Here is a 24,070-nt window from a genome sequence, read left to right as displayed (position 1 = left end):
TTCAGTGAAAATTGAAACAGCTACGGAGCCGCTGAGCTTGGCCGATGCCTACATTGACATCCATTGCCACCAAACCGGCACCCAGCAGACTGTTGAAATGCTCAGCATCGCCACCCAGGATTTCGACGTCACGGCAAGACGCCACGGTTTTTACAGCTTGGGTCTACATCCCTGGCATCTCGATAAAGAAGACGCCGAAACCGCTTTATGGAAAATCAGCGCAGCAAGCCTTGATCCACAGCTATTGGCAATTGGCGAATGCGGACTGGACAAAGCTATTGCCACGCCGTTGGCTATGCAAATCCCCGCATTCATAGGCCAGATCAAGCTCGCCAACCAACTTGGCAAACCGTTGATCATTCATTGCGTACGCGCCTTCAACGAGCTGATCCAGATTAAAAAATCCACTCCAAACATCCAGACGCCGTGGGTCATTCACGGCTTTAACGGCAACCCTGCCTTGGCTGAACAATTACTGAGACACGGGGTTTATCTATCCTTTGGCGCCGCCTTGCTAAATCCTCGCAGCCATGCCGGCGAAGCACTAAGATGCACGCCAACTGATCGCCTATTCCTGGAAACCGACACCGCAAACGTATCCATTGACGCGATATATGCCGCAGCGGCTAAAATGCTTGATTTGGACATCGCAACCTTGCGCCAACAAATCCTGAGCAATTTCAAACGAGTATTTCTGCATGACTGATTTAAGCTGGCTTTCCCGCACCGAACTACTGATCGGCAAGCCCAAACTGGACAAGCTGCAACAATCCCATGTGTTGGTGGTGGGCATGGGCGGCGTGGGCTCGTTTGCCGCCGAATTTATCTGTCGGGCCGGCGTCGGCGAAATGACCATCGTCGATGGCGATGTGGTAGACCCGAGCAATCGTAACCGCCAACTGCCTGCATTATCGACCACGCACGGCCAATCCAAGGCCGACATCATGGGCGAGCGTTTGTTGGCGATCAATCCGGATTTGAAATTGCATATCCGCCACGAATTCATCACCCCGGACACCGCCGCCGATTTGCTGACCACCCATTACGATTACATCGTCGACGCTATCGACAGTTTGACCCCAAAAATCCACCTGATTCGCGCCGCCAAGGCCCGCAACATGAAAATCGTTAGCTCGATGGGCGCCGGCGGCAAGATGGATCCGACCCACCTGAAAGTGGTGGACATTTCCAAAACCTACAACTGCCCGTTTGCGCAATTCATTCGCACACGTTTGCGCAAACACGGCATCAGCCGCGGCGTGAAGGTGGTGTTTTCGCCGGAAGTGGTGAATAAAGATTCGTTGATGTTTACCGATGGCAGCAATTATAAAAAGTCCGCTTACGGCACGATTTCCTATTTGCCGGCGGCGTTCGGCGGCGTCTGCGCTTCGGTAGTCATCCGCAACTTGATTCACGATCCCGTACATTCGCACCACAATAAACATCATGGATAAATTACCCAGCCGTCCAGCGGATTCCTTACTGGTCAATCCAGGCAAAAGTTCGCGTTTGCAGGAGATGCGGCAGCGCGCGGCCACGGCAAATCAGCCGGCTCCCGCGCCTGCTCAACCCAGTTTTCAAGCGAAAGACGAAAACATGAGTCCGGAAATGGCCTTGGCTAGACAATTGATCGATCAGCGTTTAAGCGAAATTCTGTCAGCCCTACCAGTAGGCAAACAGCGGCGTTTGTTCAAGATTCGCTTTGGCATGGAACCGGAACAAATCAAAGACTTAACCATAAAACAGATATTTGCATTGCTGGAAATCAATCACCCGCAATTCAACAATCTGTCGGCTAACATGAAGCGAATCGCCGATCTGAATTATAATGGCCGGCAACCCAACTAATTCGGCCGTTTACCTTGCCTTACGCTCAGCCGTCCCGTTCCTCGATTCCCGCTACGATGTACACCCTAGAACCCAACCAAGATTACCGCGACCAAAGCCTGCGCGATGACACCGAATTATCCAGCAGCGAACTACAGGCCGACGCCGCCAAGCACTACGATGACTGTTACAACGATTATCTGGTAGCTTGGTGCAACCGCGACAATCTGGCCTTGCATTACGGTTATTGGGACGAGGCCAAGCCTTACGATCAACATCAAGCCTTGCTGAACAAAAATCAGGTACTTTATGAAAAGGCCGGGATTCAGGCCAGCGACAAAGTCCTGGACGCCGGTTGCGGCATCGGCGGCAGCACGATCTGGATGGCTAAACAACACGGCAATCGGGTAACCGGCATCACCATCAGCGCCAAGCAAGCCGACTATGCTCGTCAGCACGCCAAGCGCCACGGCGTTGCAGAATTAGTCGATTTCGAAGTCGCGGATTTTTGCGCCACGCCCTTCCCCGACGCCTCTTTTGATGTCGTCTGGGCTTTGGAAAGCTCTTGTCATGCGTTAAAAAAAGGCGACTTTTTGCGCGAAGCCTGGCGGGTATTAAAGCCTGGCGGCCGGATTGTGGTTTGCGACGGCTTTGTGTTGCAGCGGCAATTTAACGAACAGCAATGGCAGGCGGTCGTGACCTGTTTGAACGGCTGGGCCGTACCGAATCTGTGTGCGCGCGACGAATTTACTGACTTGTTGGAACAGCAAGGTTTTCAAACGATTGTTTGTCACGACATCACCGCGCAAACCCACGCTTCAGTCGAGCACATGTACAAAGTCGCCAAACGCCTGAAACCGGTACAAACCATCAGCCAATGGCTGGGGCTGCGTTCCAAGGCACAAACCGCCAACTATTTGGTCGGTCTGGCCCAACATCAGTTGTTTACCGAAAAACTCACCGAATATTGCATTTTTACTGCGCAAAAGGCTTAAACACGATGCCGATGGTTTTACCGCGTTTGAAGTTTCTGACTCTGTTGACACTGATGGGCTGCGGCGCAATCGGTTGCGCCAGCGTACCGGCCAATAGCCAACACGACAGCTTCGCCGACTACGCCGAATCGGTATTCCGCCACCAGAGTACGATATTAAGCCGACTGATGATGCTCAGTGAAGCCGAGCAATTGCCGGATAATGAGGCCTTCGAAAATGCCGAACAAACCATGCACGATGCCTGTCATCTGTTGAACGAATATGCTGAACGGGAAAGCGATGGCGAACACATGGGCCTGCGCTTTAAAGCCAAGGTACAAGCCAGCATCGAAGGCTGCGATGCCAGTATTCAGAAGATGGAAGCGCTAATGAGCGGCCTGGACCAAGAGCAAGCGCCGCAGCACGCCCACCCTTAAACGTAAAACCGGCGGCGAAACGCTAATCGCCGCTATTCGCCCATTGCCGGCGATAATCGGCATAGCTATCACGTTTTTGCAGCACCCAGCCGGCCCGATTGACACTGTAAACATCCGGCAATTGATAACCGTTAAACCGGTTAGCCTTGATCAGCGAATACGCCCCCACGTCGGCAAACACTAAACGCTCGCCAACCTCGGGAATCCGCCCAAACCGATATTCGCCGAACACATCACCAGCCAGGCAGGTCGAGCCCGCCAAAATTGCCGATTGTTCACCGGCACCCTCTTCTTCCAGCAAGCGCGGTTTCATCTGATATTCGAACACTTCCGGATGATGATTCACCGAGGTGTCCAAAATCAACACCTGCTTGCCGTCACTGTCAAACCGATCCAGCACCGTGGTCAACAAATAACCGGCATTACCGACCAGCCCCTTACCCGGCTCCAGATACACATCGACGCCAAATTCGGCGCGCACATCCCTGATCAATTCGGCAACATCCTGGTGATCGGCGATGGCGTGATACAAATAGCCGCCGCCCAGATTCAGCCATTTAAGCCGATTGCATTTTAGAATGGGCCGCAGCTTTTCCAGCGTGTGTTGCAAGGGCCTAAAATCCCGGCAGGCAAATACCGAGTGAAAATGCAGTCCTTCAACACCAGCCGGCAAACCATCCCGCAACAGCTCGATATCGACGCCCAGTTTGGAATGCGGCCGGCACGGGTCATAGCGTTGATCGTCAGCAAAAGACAGCTTGGGATTAACTCGCAAACCTGGCGAATAATCGCCGACCATCCCCTGTAGCCGCTGATGCTGCGGCAAGGAATTGAAACTGATATGACTGCATAGCCGGCCCAACTCAGCGAACTCGTCGGGGCGTAAGCCCGGCGTCGTTAAATGGATGCTACCGCCCTTATCTGCCAACACTTCGTTCGCCAAGCGCGCCTCGAACAGCGAACTGACCGAAAAGCCGTCGACTTGATCTTTTATCAAGGAAAGTAATGCCGCCAGAGGCAACGCCTTCATCGAATACAAAATCTTGCAGCCGCTTGCCTGCTTTAGCGCTTGCAGCGGTGTTAGATTGGCGAGAATTTGCGCTTCGTCCAGCACCAAGGCGGGGCTGGTGGGAATTTGTTGCTTTAGCTCGCTCCAAGTCATCGTTGAGCATGCCTGTTGCCTGAATAAATCGCGTGCTCGGTAAGCACATAGTCCATGAACACATCATGTGCATCCATTGCCACCTGCGGCAATAGTTGGGCTTCATAGCAAATCGCCGCCAACACCGCGTCGGGCCGCACTTTTTGCAGTAGCCGGTCGTAATAACCGGCACCGTTGCCCAAGCGCCCGCCTTGCTTGTCAAAAGCCACGCCGGGCACAATGACCACATCCAGCTCATCGGCGGCCACTTGTTTTGCCGGCTCCAGCCAACGTGCCCGCGGCGGTTCGAGAATATTCCACATGCCCGCTTGTAATTCGTCGAGTGATTCCAACTGCCACAAACCCAATTGCTTATGACCCGCCGTATCGACCGTACAATAAGGCACGACAATGCGCTTACCCGCATTTAGTTCTGCGGCTACGCTAGGCAGTGTCTGCACCTCTGAGCGGCAATGCAAATACCACATCACCGTCTTGGCTGCTTGATACCAGGCTTGCTCGACGACACGCCGGCAAATGTCGGTGCTGATCGCATCTTTATCTGCCTGAGCATGGCGCGCTACGTAGGCGATTTGGCGTTGTTCGGCTTTATTCATAGGCGCGGCAATAGGTTAAGGCTTGTCCGACTAGCTCTTTAGAACCAGTAACCAAATGATGGGCATCCTGTTCCTTACGTAGCCAGGTAAATTGCCGTTTGGCCAACTGACGAGTGGCGATGATGGCTTTATCCCGCATGGTTGCCAGGTCGTATTCGCCGCTTAGATAGGACCAAGCCTGCCAATACCCAACACAGCGTATCGACGGCATGCTCTCGTCCAGATCGCCGCGTCGCCATAAAGCCTGCACTTCGTCGAGAAAACCGTGTTTCAACATCAGATCGAAGCGCTCGGCAATCTTGTCATGCAAGGTACTACGCTGCTCAGGCGCAATAATCAATTTGATAAACCGGTACGGATGCTCGGCTTGCTGATCCGTGTCGAAAAAACTGGATAACGGCCGACCGCTGATTTCAAAGACCTCCAGCGCCCGTTGAATACGTTGCGGGTCGTTGACGTGGATCCGCGCCGCCGCTTGCGGATCGACTTGCGCCAGGCGGGCATGCAAGGCGTCTTTCCCCAAGGTTTGCAATTCGTCGTCCAATCGCTGGCGAATTTCCGGATCGGCTGCCGGCAATTGCGCCAAACCTTGGGTCAGTGCGCTGAAGTACAGCATCGTCCCTCCCACCAAAATCGGCAACTTGCCACGTTCAGTCATATCCGCCATCAGGGCCAAAGCGCGGTCGCGGAATTGGCCGGTGGAAAAACTTTCGCTAGGGTCGAGAATGTCGATTAAATGATGCGGCACGCCGCCGCGCTCGGCGACGGTAGGTTTTGCGGTGCCGATGTCCATGCCTTTATAAACCAAGGCCGAATCGACGCTAATGATTTCCGTGTCCAAGGCTTGCGCCAGCGCCACGCCCAGCGCGGTCTTGCCGGATGCGGTCGGCCCCATCAACAGAATGGCCGACGGTTTTTGCAACTCGCTCATTTATTGCCCACGCATGAAAAACCGGTCCAAGTCCTGATGGCTCAGCGCCACCCAGGTCGGTCTGCCGTGGTTGCATTGGCCGATGCGCTCGGTTTGTTCCATGTCGCGCAGCAAGGCATTCATTTCTTCGATGCTCAGTTTGCGCTTGGCCCGCACCGAGCTGTGACAAGCCATGGTCGCCAAAATCGCGTTAATACTTTCCTGGGCTTTGTGACTGACGCCGTGGGTACCCAGATCGGCGAGGATGTCGCGCACCAACTGATCGACGTCGGCTTTTGCCAGCAGGGCCGGCGTGGCTCTCAGCACCACCGTTTCGGGGCCGGAACGGTTGATTTCGAAACCCAGATTCATAAAAAATTCGTGCTCTTGCTCCGCCAGATCGGCCTCGGCGGCGGTGACTTGCAATTTGATCGGCAACAGCAAGGGCTGGGAGACTATCGCCCGTTGGTGGTAATGCTGTTTCAACCGTTCATACGTCACCCGCTCATGGGCAGCGTGGGCATCCACCAAAATAATACCGTTGGCCGTTTCCGCCAGAATGTAAATATTGTGGATGTGCGCCAAGGCAAAACCCAGCGGCGGTATCTCTGACTCGCCGGTTGGCAAGATTGGACTGGCGCGCTCAGGCTGCGGATACAGCTTGCCATAGGCTTTAATTTGCTCGGCTACATCCGACATATTGGCTCGTTCGGACGGGTAGCGATAAGCGCCGAATGCTTCAGGTGTAGGCCGTTGCGACATGCTATCCACACTCGACTCCGGCATCGTCAGCGGTAAAGAGGTTTGCTGATTCAAAGGCGTCCGCAATTGCGCTAGCGGCGTTTGCGCCGCCGAAACTTCCGATACGGTTTCAATGTGCTGCGCCAACGCGGTAGCGCCGGGCCGTTGATCGGCCAAGCTGCGGTGCAAAGCCTGAAACAGAAAATCGTGCACCATCCGTCCTTCCCTAAACCGCACCTCCAATTTAGTCGGATGCGCATTGACGTCAACCAGCGCTGGGTCGAGTTCCAGGTACAACACAAACACCGGATGCCGACCGTGATACAGCACATCCTGATAGGCCTGCTTCACCGCATGGGCTACCAAGCGGTCTTTGATCAAGCGCCCATTCACGTAGAAAAACTGCATATCCTGCTGACTGCGGGAAAAAGTCGGCAAACCCACCCAGCCGTGTAAATGCAAGCCCGACGCCGCAAAATCTATCTTCACGCAATTCTCGACAAAAGCCGAGCCGCAAATTGCCGCGATGCGTTTTTCCTGGGCGGCTTGGGTGTCAGCCGGTTTCAGATTCAGCACTTCGCGCTGATTGTGATTCAACACAAAACCGACATCAAAACGCGCCAAAGCCAATTTTTGAATCAGGCTTTCTATGTGAGAAAACTCGGTCTTCTCGGCTTTTAAAAACTTACGCCGGGCCGGGGTGTTATAAAACAGGTCGCGCACATCCACCGTGGTACCGGGCGGATGCGGGTCGGGTTGCGGATCGAAGTTTTGCTCGGTGCCATCGGCGCTGACCTGCCAGGCGCATTCGGCATCGGCAGTACGGGAAATCAGAGTCAAACGCGCCACCGAACTGATGCTAGGCAAGGCCTCACCGCGAAACCCCATACTAATCACATGCTCCAAGTCATCCAACGAGGCAATCTTGCTGGTGGCATGCCGGGATAAAGCCAACGCCAAATCGTCTTTGACGATGCCGCAACCGTTGTCGCGGATCCGAATTTGCCGGGTGCCACCCTGCTCCACATCAATTTGTATCTTCGTCGCGCCGGCATCGAAACAATTTTCCACCAGTTCTTTGACCACGGACGCCGGCCGCTCGACCACCTCGCCGGCGGCGATTTGATTGACTAATTGGGTAGGTAAAGCATGAATCCGCATTGGCCGCGCTCAAACAAAAGCGCGTATTTTAGCGGATGGAAATGAAACGGGGCGAAATGATTCGCCCCGCTTTAAGATAGTTTAATCAGCTGTCATGCGGAATTTGCAACACCTGACCAACCCGAACATTGCCGTCATTCATCGCATTGGCCATCCGCAAGGCTCGCATGCTTATGCCGTATTGCTGGGCGATACCGGACAGGGTTTCACCGCGATTGATCACATGATGCGTGCCGGTACTATTGCTCGCGATTGTTGCAGGAGCGGCATCCAGCTCTCTAGCCGCCAACACCGGTTTTTGTTCCGGTTTTGCTTTAGCCACCGGTTCATTGTCATCCACATCCACTGCCGCCAATTGCACAGCTTTGGATTTGCCGGAACGATTCAGCTGCGCCATCATCGTATCGGCCGGAGCATATTGTTTAAAGTGGCCGACAATGCCGCTAAATACCGCCGAGGCCATTTTGTTTTGATAAGCCTTGGTGTTTAAACGGCGCTCTTCTTCCGGATTGGAAATGAAAGCGGTTTCCACCAGAATCGACGGAATTTCCGCCGACTTTAACACGACGAATCCGGCTTTTTGCACGGTATTGCGATGCAAATGACCAACACCCTTCACGCTTCTCAACACCTTATTACCGATGTTTTGACTGGCTTCCTTCGCCGCCTTATTGGATAAATCCATCAACACCGAGGTCAAGGTGTCATCTCTGTCCTCGCCAGCACCGCCATCCACCGCGTTTTCGCTGTTAGCCAGCCACGTGGCGCCGGCACTGGACGCGCCTTTATTGGCCAACGTATATACCGAGGCACCGTGCGCCTGGCTGTCGCTAAACGCATCGGCATGTATCGACACAAACAAATCTGCCTTGGCCGCGCGGGCAATACGGCGGCGTTCGTTTAATTTCACAAAATAGTCACCATCGCGAATCATCACCGCTTTCATGCCGGGCTGGCTGTTAACCATGCCTTGTAGACTCTTGGCAATCGCAAACACCACGTCTTTTTCTTGCGTGCCGTTCGCGCCCTGCGCACCGACATCTTTGCCGCCATGACCAGCGTCGATGGCCACAATGATGTGACGACCCTTGGCTTTGGCGACGGATTTAACCGCGACAGGTTTGGCAGTGGTCTCGGATTTTTTAGTGGATTTATCGGCTTTTTCGGCAGCAGCAACCTCCGGGGTAGCTGTCTGCTTTTCCGTTTTAACCGCCGCAACCGGAGTAAATGCTCTTTCCGCCGGCTTGGCTGTCAATTGCGGCTGCGCTGGCTGATCTTTTGCCGCCAAATCGATTTGTAAATTCTTACCGACCATCGCGACTTTGGCGTCCGCATCAGATTTCAATTCGACGACGATACGCAAATCCTTGTTGTTACGCATTGCGCTGCGGGCAAAACCAAACAAGGGATGATCCGCAACCGGTTGATTCAAATCCTGCGCCATTTTGGCATCGCTAAAATCCATAACCAGACGATTAGGACTTTTCAACACAAACGCATGATGCTTGACCGTGCTCGGTAAATTGACCAGCAGTTGATTGGTGGATGAATAACTGATCGGACCCAGTTCAGTCTGAGCCGCGAGCACCGAAAACGTGGGTAATAACAAACCCCATATCCAGAAAATTTTAGACATCTGCTGCATACCCCACATTTCCACTAGTGACAACTTCGTTGAAATTATAGCAGTAGGTTATTGTTTTTCCAGTTTAGTTTTATGTCGCCAAGCCGATTTTTTGCTAACACATTGATTTCAGCGGTACGTTGCTGCTGAAAATAATTCAAGCTAACCTCCACATCGGCATTGGGCAGAAAGCCGGCACCCATCTGCGGCCATTCGATGCAGCACAATGCGTTTTGGTTGAGATAATCGTCCATGCCCATCCACTCCAATTCCTCGGGGTCCTTCAACCGATACAAATCAAAATGAAACAAGCGCCGGCCATCGACTTCGTATTCCTCGACCAAGGTATAAGTAGGGCTTTTCACCGCGCCTGAATGGCCGGCAGCGCGCAATAAGCCGCGCACCAGCGTCGTCTTGCCGGCACCCAAATCGCCGTACAAAAACAGCAGACATTTTGCCGGCAAGGCTTGCCAAAGCGCGGCACCCAGCGCTTCGGTATCTTCGGGGGTTTCCAGCGTGATGTTCATTAATTCAATAATTTCCTGATTCGTTCCGGCAAATCACCGGCCAACAAGCCGCGCTCGCCAAATTCCGCAGCCAGACTGTCAGCCGCTTCGCCATGCACATAAACACCCAGCCTAGTCGCCTGCTCCAAACTCAAGCCTTGCGCCAGCAACCCGCCGATCAAGCCGGACAACACATCGCCCATGCCGCCGCTGGCCATGCCGGGATTACCGGTGGTGCCGACATATACCGTTTCACCGTTGCTAATCAAGGTACCGGCGCCTTTTAACAAACAGATACCACCGTACTGACTCTGAATATCCGATAAGGCTGCAAAGCGGTCTGCCGAGATTTGCCGGGTATTACATGCCAACAAGCGAGCGGCTTCGCCGGGGTGCGGTGTTACAACCCAGTTTTCGTGGCACTTCGGTTGCTCCGCCAGCAAATTCAGCGCGTCGGCATCAAGCACGCAAGGCTTATCGCGACCGATGACGGTGCCAAACATTTCCCTGGCCCAATCGTCCTGCCCAAGGCCGGGCCCGATCACGATGACGCTGGCTTTATCCAGTAAGGCGTGCAGCGTTTCGCCGCATTCCACGCCGTGGCACATCAACTCCGGCCGGCCGATATTGATCAGCCCGCTATGCGCGGCGCGGGTGGCGATACTAACCAGACCGGCCCCGGAACGCAAGGCCGCCTCACCCGCCAAGCGTATGGCCCCGGTATAACCCAGGTTGCCGCCGATCAACAGTACGTGACCGAAATGGCCTTTGTGCGCCGTCCGCGGACGGCGCGGTAACGCTAACTTTTCCAGCAATTCCGCGAACGGGGGCATTGCCGCCAACACTGCCGCGTCGATATCCAAATTATTGCAAATAATCTCACCGCAATATTCCGGTGCTGCGCCGGTAAACAAGCCGCACTTCAAACCGATAAAAGTCACCGTCACATCGGCCTTAACCGCGCAGCCCAACACCGAACCGGTGTAGGCGTGTAAGCCCGACGGTACATCCACGGCAACTACCGGACAGGCTGAATCGTTAATCGCGGTGATAGCTAACGCATAACCTTGCCCGACTTCCCGACTCAAACCAATTCCGAATAAAGCATCGACGATCACGCCTTGCAGCCTGGATTGCCCGGCTTCGAAGTCGCTGACACAACCTCCAGCATTTAAAAAATCTTGATACGCAGCAAGCGCATCGCCCGGCAATCCATGCGGATCGGTCAAGGCGTAAACGGTTACCTGATAATTAGCCTGCAAGGCCAGCGTCGCCACCTCATAACCATCGCCGCCATTATTGCCGCCGCCGCAAAACACCGTGATCGCGGCGTGTTCCGGCCAACGCCGCTGTATTTGTTCGAACAGCGCGTATCCGGCCCGCCGCATCAATTCCCTACCAGGAATCCCCTGTTCGTCGATCACATAACGCTCGGCTTCGCGGATTTGGGCGGTGCAGTAGAGTTTGTTTGCGGGTGTTTGCATAGCTTATGCCTTGGGGAAATCGAAGGGGGTTTCGCTGATCTTGCCGGGACTACTGAAAAATCAGCCAAGAGTTGCCGTTTAACTCCGGTTCTTCAGCGTCTGCTTACGTGCAGATAGCGTAAGTAGACCAGCATGCAATCAGCGTTTACGAAACAAACCGAACGCAAATATCCAATGCCGAATGTTTATCTGCATTCGACGATTGTAGTCCAATAGTTTTCCGACACGCTTCCTCTATTTAATCGCCGGGCTTACTAGGACCCGAGTTAATAGTCGTCATGCGCCGCATCGCGCCTGCGCCGATTCTTCCGTTAAGGATATCTTCCCCACAAGCACTACCCGCGCTACATTCGAGCATCATGGAATTGAAATCGTAAATACTCGAATGGCCGCAATCGCCCTTCGGGTAAGGAACTCCTTTGGCGACATAGAAATTTGCAGAATGGCTACCATATAATCCGGCAGGACAGACAAATTCTTTCAAGACCATAAATGCATTATCCAGATACGGAGGAATATCAGGTGGCTTTTTATGCATTTGAGCATACTTTTGTGTAAGCAATCTGGTCCATTCCGCGACATCGTTTAATGTTGCCTTTCTTAATATGTTTTCCTTCAAGGCCTGTTCCAAGCCGGCACTCCCGGCTAGCGGTGTATTCGGCTCACGAAATGATTCGAGTGGGGTTGCGTTTGAAGTCACCAAACTCACACCATAAGCTATAGGGTCACCAATCGTCACTTTACCTCTCGCCACTCGACTAAAACTCGCTATCGGCCGATTAAAAAGTTGCTGGGCTTGTTTGTCTTCATTCGAACCCGTTTTATTGTTTGTTAGCGCCGTTAATTCGCACGGGCCACCTTCATCATGGCTACTTGCCAATACCAGCGTACCGGCCGGTAATCCTGAAACACGTTGTTTGTGATAACCAAAAACGGAAACGGCTAAAATTTTGGTGCCAGGCGTCCAGCCTATATTCCAAATCGTGGGGTTATAAGTACCCAGCATCAATACAACCGGTTTATCGATTGAGTTGACTGCAACATCTATTTTTTTAGCAGCATTACCGCTTTTTTGCTCTATGACAAAATCAAGCTCTTTACCCTCCCCACCGCCAGCCGCCAAGACAACAACATTGTCATTCAACTCCAGATTTCCGAAACTACAACTCAGTGGTTGCTCGACAGTAAATGGAATGAGGGTGTCATTGGTCGAATTAGAATTGTCTAAAGGCTTTTCTGTTGTACATGCCTGTATCAACAGTAACGCGGCAGAACTCAGTAATTTACGCATGGTGATCCCTAGTTGCCTAATAAAGCTTATCGCCCCGATATGCGGGAATTATTACTCATTGGACAAAGCCTTCAGAGCTTTGTCGGCGGCGAGCAACCCATATCCCGTTGACGAGTCATAACCGATGTCTCCCAAATCCAAACTGCTACGCCGTAACACGTCGTAAAGTTCGAGAGGCTGCAAACTCAGACCTTTTTTCGACGCAGCCTGCAGCACTAAAGCAGCCACTGCGGCGGCATGGGGAGCAGCCGCAGAAGTGCCGGTGAAGTTTGGCTTGCCGTCTTTTTCCAGGTCCGGACGGGTTTTGGAAAAGAAACTGGTATTGACGTTTGTGGGCGCCACGGCATCGACATGTTGCCGGACGACAGGCTCAGCTAAACGCTTGCCTTGATTATCGAATAAGACCGGCAAGCCGCCGGGCGAGGAATAATAGCTTGGCGCTGACGGCATTTTGCCCTGGCCGGCTTCTATGGCGCCGACGCTGAAAACGTTCGCAGCATTAGCATGACCGAACACTGAAGAGATGGTTTTCGGATTGTTGCGGTACTCGTCGATACTTGGGTGTTCGCTAGGTAGCGAGCTGCCGCTCAGGATGTATTTCAGTAAGCTAGGCGAGGGACCGGCCACTTTCAAAATGCTCAAACCGACGGTTTTTCGACGGCGGTTGCCTTTATTATCGAATCCGACCACTTCGACGGGGTCCCCACCCAAATTATCGGTTGAACCACCGATGACCCAGGCTTGACTGGCGCGCTTGCAGGCCGGATCGTCGTAAACCACAACGTCCAGATCACTAGCCGAGCCAATACCGCCGCTAATCGACTTGGCCGGTTGGTCCCACTGCAAACTCAATACAGTAAACGCATCGGCGCCAACAGTAATCGTTTGGCAGATGTCAATTTTGTTAGGATCGGGATTGAAGTCGTGGGCGACGCCATGTTTTTCGCCCAAAGGATAGCGACCGCTATCGGCAAATGCCGATTGATAGCTGTTAAGGCCGGCGTTGCCTGCCGACGAGAAAACAGCAATGCCGCGTTCGGCTACCAGCCGATCAATCGTTTGCGATGCAGACCCATCCTGAAACATCGGCTCGCTAAAATACACGGCATCATCAACGATAATTTGCGCATCGTGATCGGCCACTCGATTCAAGGCTTGCCTCAAATCGTCGGGATTGTCGCCCATCGCGTGAAACAGCAAATTGGCGCCGGGCGCCAGATCATGTATCACTTCCAGCATCGCCCGGCCTTCGTCGAGCGTCTTTTCGCCTTTACAATCGGCTTCTTTCACTACCGTCACTGTTGGTGGCAATTCGCCGCTGGCTTGCCCAATATCCGCACCGCCCAAGCAATTGAAACTGTCGCTGATAACGGCGACGGTAATACCCTCACCGCTCAAGTTGTAAATGCTTCTCACCAGATTGGTTCGTACGAGGGTGTCACCTTGAGTAACTACTTTGTTCGTTATTTCGGCCTGTACATCATTAATTGGATGGGCTAAAAACCCAATTAAAACGATCACAGAGGGCGTACAAAAAATCCTTGTTAAAACCGCGCAGGGCAAACTAAGCTCCCTAATATTTAGTCTGACACGCATACTATTTTATCAAATGATTAAATAGTTCCTTTGAACCATCAAAACAAGCAAGATTCGCATTTTGCGGGCGACCTGGGATTGACTTTTGATCTAAGTTTGATAAAAAGCCTTTTTGCAGAAAAAATCGTACTATTTTCGGCTTGCATAACCAAGCGGCATAAAGGACTAAGTTATTACCATTATTTTCGTACGTCAACGGCACACCTTTTTCATAAAAGTATTCCACCAGCTCTAACTGACTCTCTTCTAAATCAAGGTAGTTTAAGTTATAATCAATGGCTCGAGCCATTAATCCCGGATCATCTAAATTGGCTCCTCTATTTACCAATAATTTGATTATATCCATGTTTATCGGCGCATCAATACTAAACATCATCGCAGTGGTATAACGATCTGAAATTGATTCATTAACATCAACTCCCGCATTAAGAACAAGTTTCACCAATTCCGGATTTTTTTTGCGAATAGCAAGATAGAGTGCAGTGTTACCGTAAGAATCTTTGGCATGAGCATTAGCTCCATGATCTAGCAAAAATTGAGCTAACTTTACTAGATTTAAATCTATTGCTAACAGTAAAGGCGTCATCCCTTCAGATACTTCTTCAATATCAGCACCTTTTATTAATGCTTTCGCAGCCTGTTTTAAATCGTTATCGAGCACCGCCTTGTGTAAATCAGGTTGCATCAAATAACGGCGAAACGATTCATGAGTGTCTATCAAACCCTTGTCGGACGGCTTCCAAGTTTTGCCGCCATCCAGCGAACGGAAGAGTCCGCCGCCAAGCCATCCTGCGAACAATAGGTTAGGATCGCGCGGGTCAACAGCCAAAATGGTGGCAAACCAACTGCCTGGTAAACCATCACCTAGTATTTCCCATGTTTCGCCATAGTCAATGCTTTTCTTGAAGTTGCTATGGCCTCCTGAATTGGAGTCTCTATAACAAATTGCATAAATAATATTAGGCGACGAAGGCGCCTCTACTCCATCAACACAAAGTTCGCCAATATTATTCTTGCTCGTATTTCTAGTTTTTATGTCAAAAGATAGCTTAGTCCTTCGATTCTGATAAGCCCACGATAAGCCTTTATCGAAACTTATGAATTTATCTGAATTTCCGATAACCGCATAAATAACATTTTTATCTTCTAACGAAAATTTTATTTCTTTTATTACAGGGCCAACATAACCTGGCTTATTTGCTTCAGCGATGCAACTAAACAATAAAAATAGAAAACAAATATTAGATTTTATAAATTTTTTTATTTCCTTGTGTTTGCTACGCATCTTTTGCACCGCTAAATCCAAAATTCATTTAATTACGAAATATCACGAGTAGCATAACAAGCGGTTGCATGATGTCCCTATACTTTCCAGAAATTAGTCAGAGATGAGGCAGTTTCTAGAAAATATTCAACATTTCTCGCCGCATTTATAATGTCTTCGAGTTACAATAATTGGTAACGATAAATTTTAGTCAATCAACCAGATAATGCCACAGACTGTAAAGGGCAAATGTTTGTCGATCCCCAAAAGTTCGAGACATCCCATCGCAGAAAAACACTACCGAAAAACACTCTGCCAAATCTCGCCGGGCATTATTTTACGGACAATCCATCACGCCGCTTATGTCACAATTGCCCCACTAACAGGCTGGTGAAAAACTCGAAAAGCCAAGTAAGCTAAGGCATAGATGAGCCGCCAACTGTTAAAATAGGCTACCTAAATTTGGAGCCTTTCAATGCGCGGACACGATGCCATTCAAAACAGCTGGTTCAGCTATGTTAGCCTGGAAGACCGTATTCCCAAACAGCATCCGTTGCGTCGTTTACGGCTACTGGTTGATGGCGTATTGGCCTCTATGGATGCCGTCTTTGCCGAGCGTTACTCGCACACAGGCCGTCCCTCGATTGCCCCTGAAAAACTGCTGCGCGCCTTGCTGTTACAAGTCCTGTATACGGTCCGTAGCGAGCGTCAGTTGATGGAACAACTGGACTACAACCTGTTGTTTCGCTGGTTTGTCGGTCTGGGCATCGACGACGCCGTGTGGGAACGCACAGTGTTCAGTGCCAACCGCGAACGCCTGCTGTCCGAAGCCCTGAGTCGCGAATTTTTTGAGCGGGTACTGGCCATAGCCGAATGGCAAAATCTGGTGTCCGACGAACACTTCAGCGTCGACGGTAGCCTCATTGAAGCCTGGGCCTCGCATAAAAGCTTCGTTAAAAAAGACGGCAGCGGCCCGGACAAACCCGCCGGCCGCAATCCCGAGGTCGACTTCAGCGGCGAAAAGCGCAGCAACGCCACCCACCACAGTACGACCGATCCCGAAGCCCGGCTTTACAAGAAAGGCGAATACACCGAGGCCAAACTGCGTTACATCACCCATGCCTTGTCCGAGAATCGCAACGGCCTGATTGTCGATGTCGAAACCACTCAAGCCACCGGCACCGCCGAAATCGAAGCCGCGCAAAACATGATCAAACGCCGCGTGCCCAAAGGCGGCAGCGTCGGTGCCGACAAAGGCTACGACCAAGCGGCGTTCGTCAACGGACTCGAGTCCCGTGACATCAAAGCCCATGTGGCCCGCAAAAAGACCGGCAGTGTCGTCGATGGCCGGACCGCTCGCGGCAAAGGTTACGCCCAAAGTCTCAAGCGCCGCAAAATCGTCGAAGAAGCCTTTGGCTGGGTCAAAACGGTCGGCGGCCTGCGCAAAACCCGTCACATCGGCTTAGCCAAAGTCGCGGGTCAGGCCTTGTTTTGCTTTGCCGCCTACAACCTGACGCGCATGCTCAACCTATTGGTGTTCACGCCGAAACCGGCGTGGAGTGCGCCCACCTAGGGCGAAGTTCGCCTGAAAACCGTCCACAGACGGCTTCAGGCGAATAAAAAGCCCTTGAAACCGGGGCAAAACGCTTGAAACTCGATGTCATGACCGATTTCAACTCGAAAAAATCACTTACATCGTGGGTAAGGGGAAATATCGGCGGGTTTTTCACCAGCCTGCTAAATCGATACGGAGCAAAACCATGCACCAATTTCTGTTAATCATCATGACACTGCTTGCGCTGAGCGGCTGCGCGTCGGAATCCTGCGAGAAAAATGTCGTCGGCATCCTCAACCCCAATCAAACCAGCGCGAAGTTGCTGATGGATTACGCCAAAACCGCCGTCTGTAAGACAGATTCAACGAGCACGGCAAACCCTACAACTGTAGACGAAGAGCGCAAGCTGGTGTTGATTTACGATTTGTATGTCAAAGCCAGGAGTTATGCGATTTTAAATAAAGTGTTTTTCTGGCTGTCGCTGATTTCGGCGGTGGCGGTATTTTTGTGGCCTTCGCTGGGGGTGTTGTTGAAAGACCGGCTGGGCGAGCGCGAATGGTATAAGTCGGCGATAGTGCAAACCACGGTGACAGGCATCGCCGCATTGATGTTCGCGTTTTACAGCCAATACAAAGACAAGCAAACCTACACGGAAAATCTGATGCGCTACGCGGTGTTTTCCGATAAGCCGGTAGATGAATTGAACCAGAAAGTGATCGAGGAAATCGGCAAAATCGATATTGGCTTTAGCTTCAGCGGCGTGTTTGACAAGAAGGAAGACAAATAACTGGAAGGCGCTAACAGCCGCTTTGTCTAAGTCAAAAAGATTCCAGCAGCCTTTTACTGCATTAATTGAATCCACCATAGCCTTGTGGTTTAAGTTGGCGACGAACGATTCGCTGCCATCGTAAGACGGGCTGTTGGCCTCGTAACTTATCCTTGCCATACGCGCAGCTTTTAACCGATAGTGCGCTCAACACCCGCGCTACATTCTAAGAGCCACGCGCTAAACCATGAACCCGGAAAATCTCAGTACCCCGCTATCGCCAAAACCTGCGAGTCCCTCCGCCCGGCTTTATCTGTGGGTATTGTTGGCTATTGTTGCCGGCGGCTTGTTCGGTTATCTGGACGCCGAACATGCCGTGACGCTAAAACCCATCGGCGACGGCTTTATCAGCCTGATAAAGATGCTGATTGGCCCAGTGGTGTTTTGTACAATCGTGTTGGGCATCGCCGGCGCCGATGATATGAAAAAAGCCGGACGCGTCGGCGCAAAAGCCCTACTGTATTTCGAAATTGTCTCGACTTTCGCGCTGGCGCTGGGCGTGCTGGTCGCCAATCTGCTCAAGCCTGGCCAAGGCTTTAACGTCGATCCTGCCACGCTGGATGCGCAGGCGGTGTCCGGCTACGTGAAACAAGCCAACCAGCAAAGTACCGCCGATTTTCTGCTGCATATCATCCCCAAAACCTTCACCGACGCCTTCACTGGTTCCGGCGATTTGCTGCAAGTATTGCTGGTAGCGGTACTTTTCGGCTTTGCCTCGCAACAAATGGGTAGCGCCGGCAGATCGGTATACGCGTTTATAGAGGAATGCTCACATATCTTTTTTGCAATGATGAATGTGATCATGAAACTGGCGCCGTTCGGCGCCGGCGCGGCGATGGCGTTTACCATCGGCAAATACGGCGTCGCCGCATTAAAACCGCTGGCTGCGCTGATGGGCAGTTTTTATCTGACCTGCGCTTTGTTCATCGTCTTGATACTGGGCAGCATAGCCGCGCTGACCGGCTTTAATATTTTTCGCTTGCTGCGCTATATCAAGGAAGAAATGCTGCTGGTGCTCGGCACCTCGTCGTCGGAATCGGCGTTGGTGCCGTTAATGAATAAGCTGGAAAAACTGGGCTGTTCGCGATCGGTGGTGGGTTTGGTGATACCGTCCGGCTACTCCTTCAATCTGGACGGCACCAATATCTATCTGACCATGGCTGCGCTGTTCGTCGCTCAGGCCTTGAATGTCGACTTAAGCTTGACCCAGCAATTGACGCTGTTGTTGGTGGCGATGCTGACCAGCAAAGGCGCGTCAGGCGTCACCGGCGCGGGCTTTATCACTTTGGCAGCCACGCTGGCGGTAGTGCCTGCGGTACCGGTCGCGGCTCTTTCGCTCATCCTGGGGATAGACCGCTTTATGTCCGAAGCACGGGCCTTAACCAACATCGTCGGCAATGCAGTGGCGACGATAGTGGTATCGCATTCCGAAGGCGAACTGGACCGGGAAAAGATGCAGGCGCAATTGCGGCCGGACCGGTCAACTCAGCGTGTCTAAACCCAGCAGGCGTAGCCCTTGACGCTGCCGATAGCCAATCACCGGCATGATGTTTTGCGCTAATAAATTGTTGGCTTGCGCTTCGTTCAACACCACTTCGGTAGCCGGCTGCATTAGCTGTTCGCCGTCCAGTTCGTAGCTAAACGCCGGCGCATCGGCAAAAAAGAATTGCTCCGCTACGGCATTATCTTGAGCAGCCCTCAGCAACACGCGCGCGGCCAAAAAGGCCGGGTTCCCCCATAGCAATTCATCGGTCTGCGGAACAGCGTCGCATTCTTCAAACGCAAAGGTTTCCAGAGGCTCGCGTTTGCTGCCGTAAGGCAAACGCATCAGCACACGCGGATAGGTTAAGATCACGCTGTCGGCCTGGATCTGTTGGCGATATGCCAACCAATCCGCGGCATTCTGCAACGCCTCGACCACCAAACCGTTCCCCGCGCCCGCCAGAAAACCCGCCCCGCATTTTGCAGCTAAATCGGCACAAAAACCCAATAAGGTCTTGTCCTCCGCATTATCGGAAAACAGATAATCAGCCACGAACAACACATCCTGCTCGCCGTCGCCGGTTTGCATATGCTGTTGCAAACGCTGGACCACGCTCTCGCCGCCTTTTTCCAACTCTGCCAGCAACTGGGCTTGGCTAATATCCAGCAAATAAAGCTGTTGCGCGTCGGCGGCTTCTTCATGCACCAAGCCATCGGTCGCGAGCCACAAGGCTTCCAGTGCTTGGAAGTCCTGGCGGTGTAATAAGGCTTTCACAAACTGCGCCGTCGCGGCATCGATCAAATCGATTAAAGCCTGGTGTTGCGGGTTGGCGTCCCTGGCGACATGCGGTTCCACAATCTGTTTCAACAAACTATCCAAAGAATCGGACGCTGTGACGGTACCTTCCGGCTTTTTCCCTAGCAGACGTTCCAGCATATCGTCCTGACTTTCCGTTTCCAGTGCAGGCGTTACTGGCTCGCTGGCGGCTACCGCTGGGAAAAAGGCCTGAATTTTTGCAGCTGCCTGTGCGGCGGTATTGGGATTGCCCAGTTCGGATTTTAAAGTCCGCAAATCGGCCAACAGTTTTATTTTTCCTAACCAGGCATCGGGGTTAAAATCCTCCAACGTCGCAAATTGCAAGCTGATACCGGGGCTGACTTCCAGCGCTGGCAGGATTTGCGCCATCACTTGCTCGAAGTTATCGACATCGATTTTGCGGATTTTACTTTGCTCCCAGGGCGCGGAGGCACCGGAAAAATTTCCGAACACATAAACCCGATAGCTACTGTCGCCGCCGGCCTTGGCGGTTTTTCCCGCGTTAAAACCCATCGTAAAATCAATTCTGCCTGACATGTTTTCTCCTCGCGCGTTCAACGCTTTACCATCAACAGTAGCAGAGCAAGCCCCGTCCAACAAGCCAACCGGTTTTTCCGGATAGCGGTATGCTTATCAGTGTCCGCCCAACAGGTGATAACCATGAGCCACGCCAACCGTTTAGCCGAACTGCGCCAGCATATCAATCAAGTCTTTACGCAAGCAGAACCGCAAGCCATCTCCGGCCTAATCGCTACGCTGGGAGATTACGATAGTCAGGCCATCGGCGCGTGTTCGCAGGCATTGATAGAAGCGGTGCGCGCCAAGCACAAACAGCCGGGCATTTTCGAAGCCTTCTTGCACGAATACAGCCTGAACAGCGATGAAGGCATCGTGTTGATGAGCATCGCCGAGGCCTTGCTGCGGATACCGGATAGCGACACGCAAAACCTGTTCTTGCGCGACAAATTGGCAGATGCCGACTGGCATAGCCACTGGCTGCATAGCGATTCTGCGGCTGTTAATCTAGCTAGCGGCGGCTTGTGGGTGAGCGGCAAAATGGAAGGTCTGATTCGGCAGCAGGTTTTCGCCGGCTTGTTAAGCCGGCTGGGCGAGCCGCTGATCCGCACAGCCATCAAGCAAGCCATGCAGCAAATGGCCGAGCATTTCGTGATCGCAGAAGATATAACAAGCGCTATAGCACAAGCTGGTCGCAACCCTGCCTACCGCTATTCCTTCGATATGCTCGGCGAAGCGGCCTTGACTGAAGAGGATGCGGAGCGCTATTTCGCGGCCTATCGCCATGCCATTGAAACGCTTGCCGAATCTGCTAACGCGGATTTATTTGCCAACCCCGGCATTTCCATCAAGCTCTCGGCACTTTATCCGCGGTATGAACCCTCGCAGCATCGCTACGCGGTGCCGGCAATCAGCAGCAAGCTGTTAGCCTTGGTCAAGCTGGCCCGCGCCGCGAATATTTCCGTGACCGTGGATGCGGAAGAAGCCGAACGGCTGGACATGTCCTTGGATATTTTTGCGGCAGTGCTTAACGATACTGCACTGGCCGGATGGCCGAGTTTCGGTCTAGCGGTACAGGCTTACCAAAAACGCGCTGTGGCAGTGATCGAATGGCTGGCGACTGTGGCCGAATTGCAGCAACGCCTCATTCCCATCCGTTTGGTGAAAGGCGCGTACTGGGATAGCGAGATCAAACGCGCTCAGGAGAACGGCTGGGACGACTACCCGGTATTTAGTCGCAAGGCCGCCACCGACTTGTCTTATCTGGCTTGCGCCAGACTGATCCTGTCAAAGCCGCAGGCTTTTTATCCGCAATTTGCCACGCATAACGCCTACAGCGTAGCGGCGATTTGCGAGTTTGGCAAAGGCCATCCGGGATTTGAATTCCAGCGCCTGCACGGCATGGGTAGCGCTTTGTATGATAAATTGTTGAACCAGCGGCCCATCAATTGCCGAGTGTACGCACCGGTCGGTAATTACCGGGATTTGTTGCCTTACCTGGTCAGACGCTTACTAGAGAACGGCGCGAATACCTCGTTCATCAATCAGATCGAAAATCCGGCACTTAGCGCGGCTATGCTGTCCGGCGATCCGTCGGCTCAGTTAAATCAAGTCGATTCTGAACCGCTGACTGTACCCAGCAAGTTATTTGGCGCGCAACGCCGAAATTCGCAGGGGCTGAGTTTAAGTAATCCTGAGGTATTGGAGCAGTTGCAACGGGACTTGGCCGCAATGTCCGACCACAATTGGCAAGCCGCACCACTGGTCGCCGGACGGCAAGTTTGGGGCGAACGGCATCCGGTTTATAGTCCGTATGACCGACATAGCTTGGTTGGTGAGGTAGTATTCAGCTCCCCAAGCGATATAGAACAAGCCTTGCAACAGGCCGCCAGCGCGTTCAATGCCTGGCGCTTATGCCCAGTCGAAACCCGCGCTGGGTATCTGCGTAACGCAGCGGATTTATTGGAACAGCAGCGCCTGGAAATGACGGCGCTGTGCATCCGTGAAGGCGGCAGAACCTTGCGAGACGCGTTGTCGGAAGTACGGGAAGCGGTCGATCTATGCCGGTATTACGCGGCCTGCGCGGTCGAGCAATTCGCTCAACCAGTGCGATTGCCCGGTCCCACCGGCGAAGATAATCAGTTGTTTCATTTTGGGCGCGGCGTGTTTGTCTGCATCAGCCCATGGAATTTTCCGATTGCGATTTTCATCGGTCAAATCGCTGCTGCGCTGGCGACCGGCAATACCGTGATCGCCAAACCGGCTTTGCAGACTTCGTTAACAGGCATGGCTTGCGTCCGCCTGTTACATAGCGCCGGGGTCCCGGAACAGGTATTGCAGTTTTTACCCGGCGACGGCGCCGAGATTGGCCGACATTTACTGAGTGACGAACGCGTCTCCGGCGTCGCGTTTACCGGCTCTGGCGCTACCGCACAGCTGATCAACCGGCGACTGGCTGATCGACACGGCGCCATCGCCACTCTGATTGCCGAAACCGGTGGGCAAAACGTGATGATCGCCGATAGCTCCGCGCATCAGGAACAACTGGTCGCGGACGCCTTGCTATCGGCGTTTAACAGCGCCGGCCAACGTTGCTCGGCGTTGCGGGTGTTGTTTCTGCCGGAGGCTATCGCCGACAGCGTCGTCGCTCGTTTGATTGGTGCGATGCGCTTGCTGCGGCTTGGCTCGCCAATGGCTATAGCCACAGACGTCGGCCCTATCATTGATAGACACGCCTTAGCCAAACTACTGAACCACATCGAAAAGTTTAAACGCGAAGCCAAGCTGTTATATCAATTGCCCATCCCTCCCAATCTGGCAGACGGCTGCTTTTTTCCACCCACGTTGGCGGAAATACCGGCACTATCCTTCCTTGACCACGAAGTGTTCGGCCCCATCCTGCATATTGTCCGTTACCAAGCCAACGAGCTGGCAAAAGTGGTCGAAGCCATCAATGCCAGCGGCTACGGCTTGACGCTGGGTATTCACAGCCGCATCAACGCCAATATGCGTTACATCCAGCAACACGCGCGGGTCGGCAACATTTACATCAACCGCAACATGATAGGCGCGGTAGTCGGCGTGCAGCCTTTCGGCGGTATGGGTTTATCCGGCACCGGCCCGAAAGCCGGCGGCCCCCACTACTTGCAACGCTTCGCCAACGAACAAACCGTCACCACCAACCTCACCGCCATCGGCGGCAATCCTTGGTTGTTACGGAAATAAACGTGGATTTTATGGCCTCGGTTCGCGAAATTTGGATTCCGCACCCTGCTAGATAGTGTAATTTTACAAAAATCGT

At 52.7% G+C, this 24,070-nt stretch carries 20 protein-coding genes; 9 read left to right on the top strand and 11 right to left on the bottom strand.

The window, feature by feature from the left end; translation table 11 throughout:
- Window positions 1-4 precede the first annotated feature (4 nt).
- From JWZ98_RS07165 to JWZ98_RS07145, 5 genes are read left to right on the top strand one after another with little or no spacing between them, the layout of a single operon-like run.
- Complete coding sequence (locus tag JWZ98_RS07165; RefSeq protein WP_205453795.1) at window positions 5-706, top strand: TatD family hydrolase; 702 nt, start codon at window positions 5-7, stop codon at window positions 704-706.
- Window positions 699-1,454 carry a tRNA threonylcarbamoyladenosine dehydratase gene (locus JWZ98_RS07160; protein ID WP_205453794.1) on the top strand — a complete coding sequence of 252 codons (756 nt, stop codon included), beginning with the start codon at window positions 699-701 and terminating at the stop codon, window positions 1,452-1,454. Before JWZ98_RS07165 ends, JWZ98_RS07160 begins: the two co-directional genes overlap by 8 nt.
- Window positions 1,447-1,848: a hypothetical protein gene (locus JWZ98_RS07155; protein ID WP_205453793.1), complete on the top strand. Its 402-nt coding sequence runs from the start codon at window positions 1,447-1,449 to the stop codon at window positions 1,846-1,848. The genes JWZ98_RS07160 and JWZ98_RS07155 overlap by 8 nt, the downstream gene beginning before the upstream one ends.
- 56 nt (window positions 1,849-1,904) lie before the next feature.
- The gene (locus JWZ98_RS07150; RefSeq protein ID WP_205453792.1) at window positions 1,905-2,822 is read left to right on the top strand and encodes a methyltransferase domain-containing protein; all 918 of its coding nucleotides are present in this window, start codon (window positions 1,905-1,907) and stop codon (window positions 2,820-2,822) included.
- 5 nt (window positions 2,823-2,827) lie between these two features.
- On the top strand, window positions 2,828-3,238 hold the full coding sequence (locus JWZ98_RS07145; RefSeq protein ID WP_205453791.1) for a hypothetical protein: 411 nt from the start codon (window positions 2,828-2,830) through the stop codon (window positions 3,236-3,238).
- A 22-nt stretch (window positions 3,239-3,260) separates the two neighbouring features.
- On the opposite strand, the gene JWZ98_RS07140 is transcribed toward JWZ98_RS07145, so the two are convergent.
- From JWZ98_RS07140 to JWZ98_RS07095, 10 genes are all read right to left on the bottom strand, one after another.
- Window positions 3,261-4,400 (bottom strand): carboxynorspermidine decarboxylase, encoded by a 1,140-nt coding sequence (locus tag JWZ98_RS07140; protein ID WP_205453790.1) that lies wholly within the window; start codon window positions 4,398-4,400, stop codon window positions 3,261-3,263.
- Complete coding sequence (locus JWZ98_RS07135; RefSeq protein ID WP_205453789.1) at window positions 4,397-4,996, bottom strand: 5-formyltetrahydrofolate cyclo-ligase; 600 nt, start codon at window positions 4,994-4,996, stop codon at window positions 4,397-4,399. The genes JWZ98_RS07140 and JWZ98_RS07135 overlap by 4 nt, the downstream gene beginning before the upstream one ends.
- Window positions 4,989-5,927, bottom strand: coding sequence for a tRNA (adenosine(37)-N6)-dimethylallyltransferase MiaA (miaA, locus tag JWZ98_RS07130; RefSeq protein WP_205453788.1), 939 nt, complete (start codon window positions 5,925-5,927; stop codon window positions 4,989-4,991). The genes JWZ98_RS07135 and miaA overlap by 8 nt, the downstream gene beginning before the upstream one ends.
- Window positions 5,928-7,808: a DNA mismatch repair endonuclease MutL gene (gene mutL / locus JWZ98_RS07125; protein ID WP_205453787.1), complete on the bottom strand. Its 1,881-nt coding sequence runs from the start codon at window positions 7,806-7,808 to the stop codon at window positions 5,928-5,930.
- A gap of 85 nt (window positions 7,809-7,893) precedes the next feature.
- A complete protein-coding gene (locus JWZ98_RS07120) occupies window positions 7,894-9,444 on the bottom strand; it encodes an N-acetylmuramoyl-L-alanine amidase (protein ID WP_240348249.1) in 1,551 nt (516 codons plus the stop codon).
- Window positions 9,445-9,488: 44 nt separating this feature from the next.
- On the bottom strand, window positions 9,489-9,959 hold the full coding sequence (gene tsaE, locus JWZ98_RS07115; RefSeq protein ID WP_205453785.1) for a tRNA (adenosine(37)-N6)-threonylcarbamoyltransferase complex ATPase subunit type 1 TsaE: 471 nt from the start codon (window positions 9,957-9,959) through the stop codon (window positions 9,489-9,491).
- The gene (locus JWZ98_RS07110) at window positions 9,959-11,422 is read right to left on the bottom strand and encodes an NAD(P)H-hydrate dehydratase (RefSeq protein ID WP_205453784.1); all 1,464 of its coding nucleotides are present in this window, start codon (window positions 11,420-11,422) and stop codon (window positions 9,959-9,961) included. The genes tsaE and JWZ98_RS07110 overlap by 1 nt, the downstream gene beginning before the upstream one ends.
- A gap of 238 nt (window positions 11,423-11,660) precedes the next feature.
- The gene (locus tag JWZ98_RS07105) at window positions 11,661-12,713 is read right to left on the bottom strand and encodes a hypothetical protein (protein ID WP_205453783.1); all 1,053 of its coding nucleotides are present in this window, start codon (window positions 12,711-12,713) and stop codon (window positions 11,661-11,663) included.
- 51 nt (window positions 12,714-12,764) lie between these two features.
- The gene (locus JWZ98_RS07100; protein ID WP_205453782.1) at window positions 12,765-14,129 is read right to left on the bottom strand and encodes a S8 family serine peptidase; all 1,365 of its coding nucleotides are present in this window, start codon (window positions 14,127-14,129) and stop codon (window positions 12,765-12,767) included.
- Window positions 14,130-14,310: 181 nt separating this feature from the next.
- Window positions 14,311-15,594 (bottom strand): ankyrin repeat domain-containing protein, encoded by a 1,284-nt coding sequence (locus tag JWZ98_RS07095; protein ID WP_205453781.1) that lies wholly within the window; start codon window positions 15,592-15,594, stop codon window positions 14,311-14,313.
- Between the two features lie 454 nt (window positions 15,595-16,048).
- On the opposite strand from JWZ98_RS07095, the gene JWZ98_RS07090 reads away from it, so the two are divergent.
- From JWZ98_RS07090 to dctA, 3 genes are all read left to right on the top strand, one after another.
- Window positions 16,049-17,146, top strand: a complete 1,098-nt coding sequence (locus tag JWZ98_RS07090) for an IS5 family transposase (RefSeq protein ID WP_205453486.1) — start codon at window positions 16,049-16,051, stop codon at window positions 17,144-17,146.
- 187 nt (window positions 17,147-17,333) lie between these two features.
- Window positions 17,334-17,915, top strand: a complete 582-nt coding sequence (locus tag JWZ98_RS07085) for a hypothetical protein (protein ID WP_205453780.1) — start codon at window positions 17,334-17,336, stop codon at window positions 17,913-17,915.
- A gap of 226 nt (window positions 17,916-18,141) precedes the next feature.
- Entirely contained in the window at window positions 18,142-19,452 is a 1,311-nt protein-coding gene (gene dctA / locus JWZ98_RS07080) for a C4-dicarboxylate transporter DctA (protein ID WP_205453779.1), read from the top strand.
- Here the strand turns inward: dctA and JWZ98_RS07075 are convergent.
- On the bottom strand, window positions 19,435-20,790 hold the full coding sequence (locus JWZ98_RS07075) for a type VI secretion system contractile sheath large subunit (protein WP_205453778.1): 1,356 nt from the start codon (window positions 20,788-20,790) through the stop codon (window positions 19,435-19,437). The genes dctA and JWZ98_RS07075 overlap by 18 nt on opposite strands.
- 123 nt (window positions 20,791-20,913) lie before the next feature.
- On the opposite strand from JWZ98_RS07075, the gene putA reads away from it, so the two are divergent.
- On the top strand, window positions 20,914-23,994 hold the full coding sequence (putA, locus tag JWZ98_RS07070) for a bifunctional proline dehydrogenase/L-glutamate gamma-semialdehyde dehydrogenase PutA (protein WP_205453777.1): 3,081 nt from the start codon (window positions 20,914-20,916) through the stop codon (window positions 23,992-23,994).
- Window positions 23,995-24,070 lie beyond the last annotated feature (76 nt).

This window comes from Methylomonas sp. EFPC1 (assembly GCF_016925515.1).
In the GTDB taxonomy this organism is placed as follows: Bacteria; Pseudomonadota; Gammaproteobacteria; order Methylococcales; family Methylomonadaceae; genus Methylomonas; species Methylomonas defluvii.
The sequence above is the reverse complement of the archived record's forward strand: the minus strand, read 5'-3'. Positions and strand labels throughout refer to the sequence as shown.

Coding starts and splice junctions, on each gene's coding strand:
- JWZ98_RS07085 (WP_205453780.1), top strand. CDS start 17,334: ATGCACCAATTTCTGTTAATCATCATGACACTGCTTGCGCTGAGCGGC.
- JWZ98_RS07140 (WP_205453790.1), bottom strand. CDS start 4,400: ATGACTTGGAGCGAGCTAAAGCAACAAATTCCCACCAGCCCCGCCTTG.
- tsaE (WP_205453785.1), bottom strand. CDS start 9,959: ATGAACATCACGCTGGAAACCCCCGAAGATACCGAAGCGCTGGGTGCC.
- JWZ98_RS07090 (WP_205453486.1), top strand. CDS start 16,049: ATGCGCGGACACGATGCCATTCAAAACAGCTGGTTCAGCTATGTTAGC.
- putA (WP_205453777.1), top strand. CDS start 20,914: ATGAGCCACGCCAACCGTTTAGCCGAACTGCGCCAGCATATCAATCAA.
- JWZ98_RS07110 (WP_205453784.1), bottom strand. CDS start 11,422: ATGCAAACACCCGCAAACAAACTCTACTGCACCGCCCAAATCCGCGAA.
- JWZ98_RS07105 (WP_205453783.1), bottom strand. CDS start 12,713: ATGCGTAAATTACTGAGTTCTGCCGCGTTACTGTTGATACAGGCATGT.
- JWZ98_RS07075 (WP_205453778.1), bottom strand. CDS start 20,790: ATGTCAGGCAGAATTGATTTTACGATGGGTTTTAACGCGGGAAAAACC.
- JWZ98_RS07145 (WP_205453791.1), top strand. CDS start 2,828: ATGCCGATGGTTTTACCGCGTTTGAAGTTTCTGACTCTGTTGACACTG.
- JWZ98_RS07095 (WP_205453781.1), bottom strand. CDS start 15,594: ATGCGTAGCAAACACAAGGAAATAAAAAAATTTATAAAATCTAATATT.
- mutL (WP_205453787.1), bottom strand. CDS start 7,808: ATGCGGATTCATGCTTTACCTACCCAATTAGTCAATCAAATCGCCGCC.
- JWZ98_RS07155 (WP_205453793.1), top strand. CDS start 1,447: ATGGATAAATTACCCAGCCGTCCAGCGGATTCCTTACTGGTCAATCCA.
- JWZ98_RS07120 (WP_240348249.1), bottom strand. CDS start 9,444: ATGTCTAAAATTTTCTGGATATGGGGTTTGTTATTACCCACGTTTTCG.
- JWZ98_RS07135 (WP_205453789.1), bottom strand. CDS start 4,996: ATGAATAAAGCCGAACAACGCCAAATCGCCTACGTAGCGCGCCATGCT.
- dctA (WP_205453779.1), top strand. CDS start 18,142: ATGAACCCGGAAAATCTCAGTACCCCGCTATCGCCAAAACCTGCGAGT.
- JWZ98_RS07160 (WP_205453794.1), top strand. CDS start 699: ATGACTGATTTAAGCTGGCTTTCCCGCACCGAACTACTGATCGGCAAG.
- JWZ98_RS07150 (WP_205453792.1), top strand. CDS start 1,905: ATGTACACCCTAGAACCCAACCAAGATTACCGCGACCAAAGCCTGCGC.
- miaA (WP_205453788.1), bottom strand. CDS start 5,927: ATGAGCGAGTTGCAAAAACCGTCGGCCATTCTGTTGATGGGGCCGACC.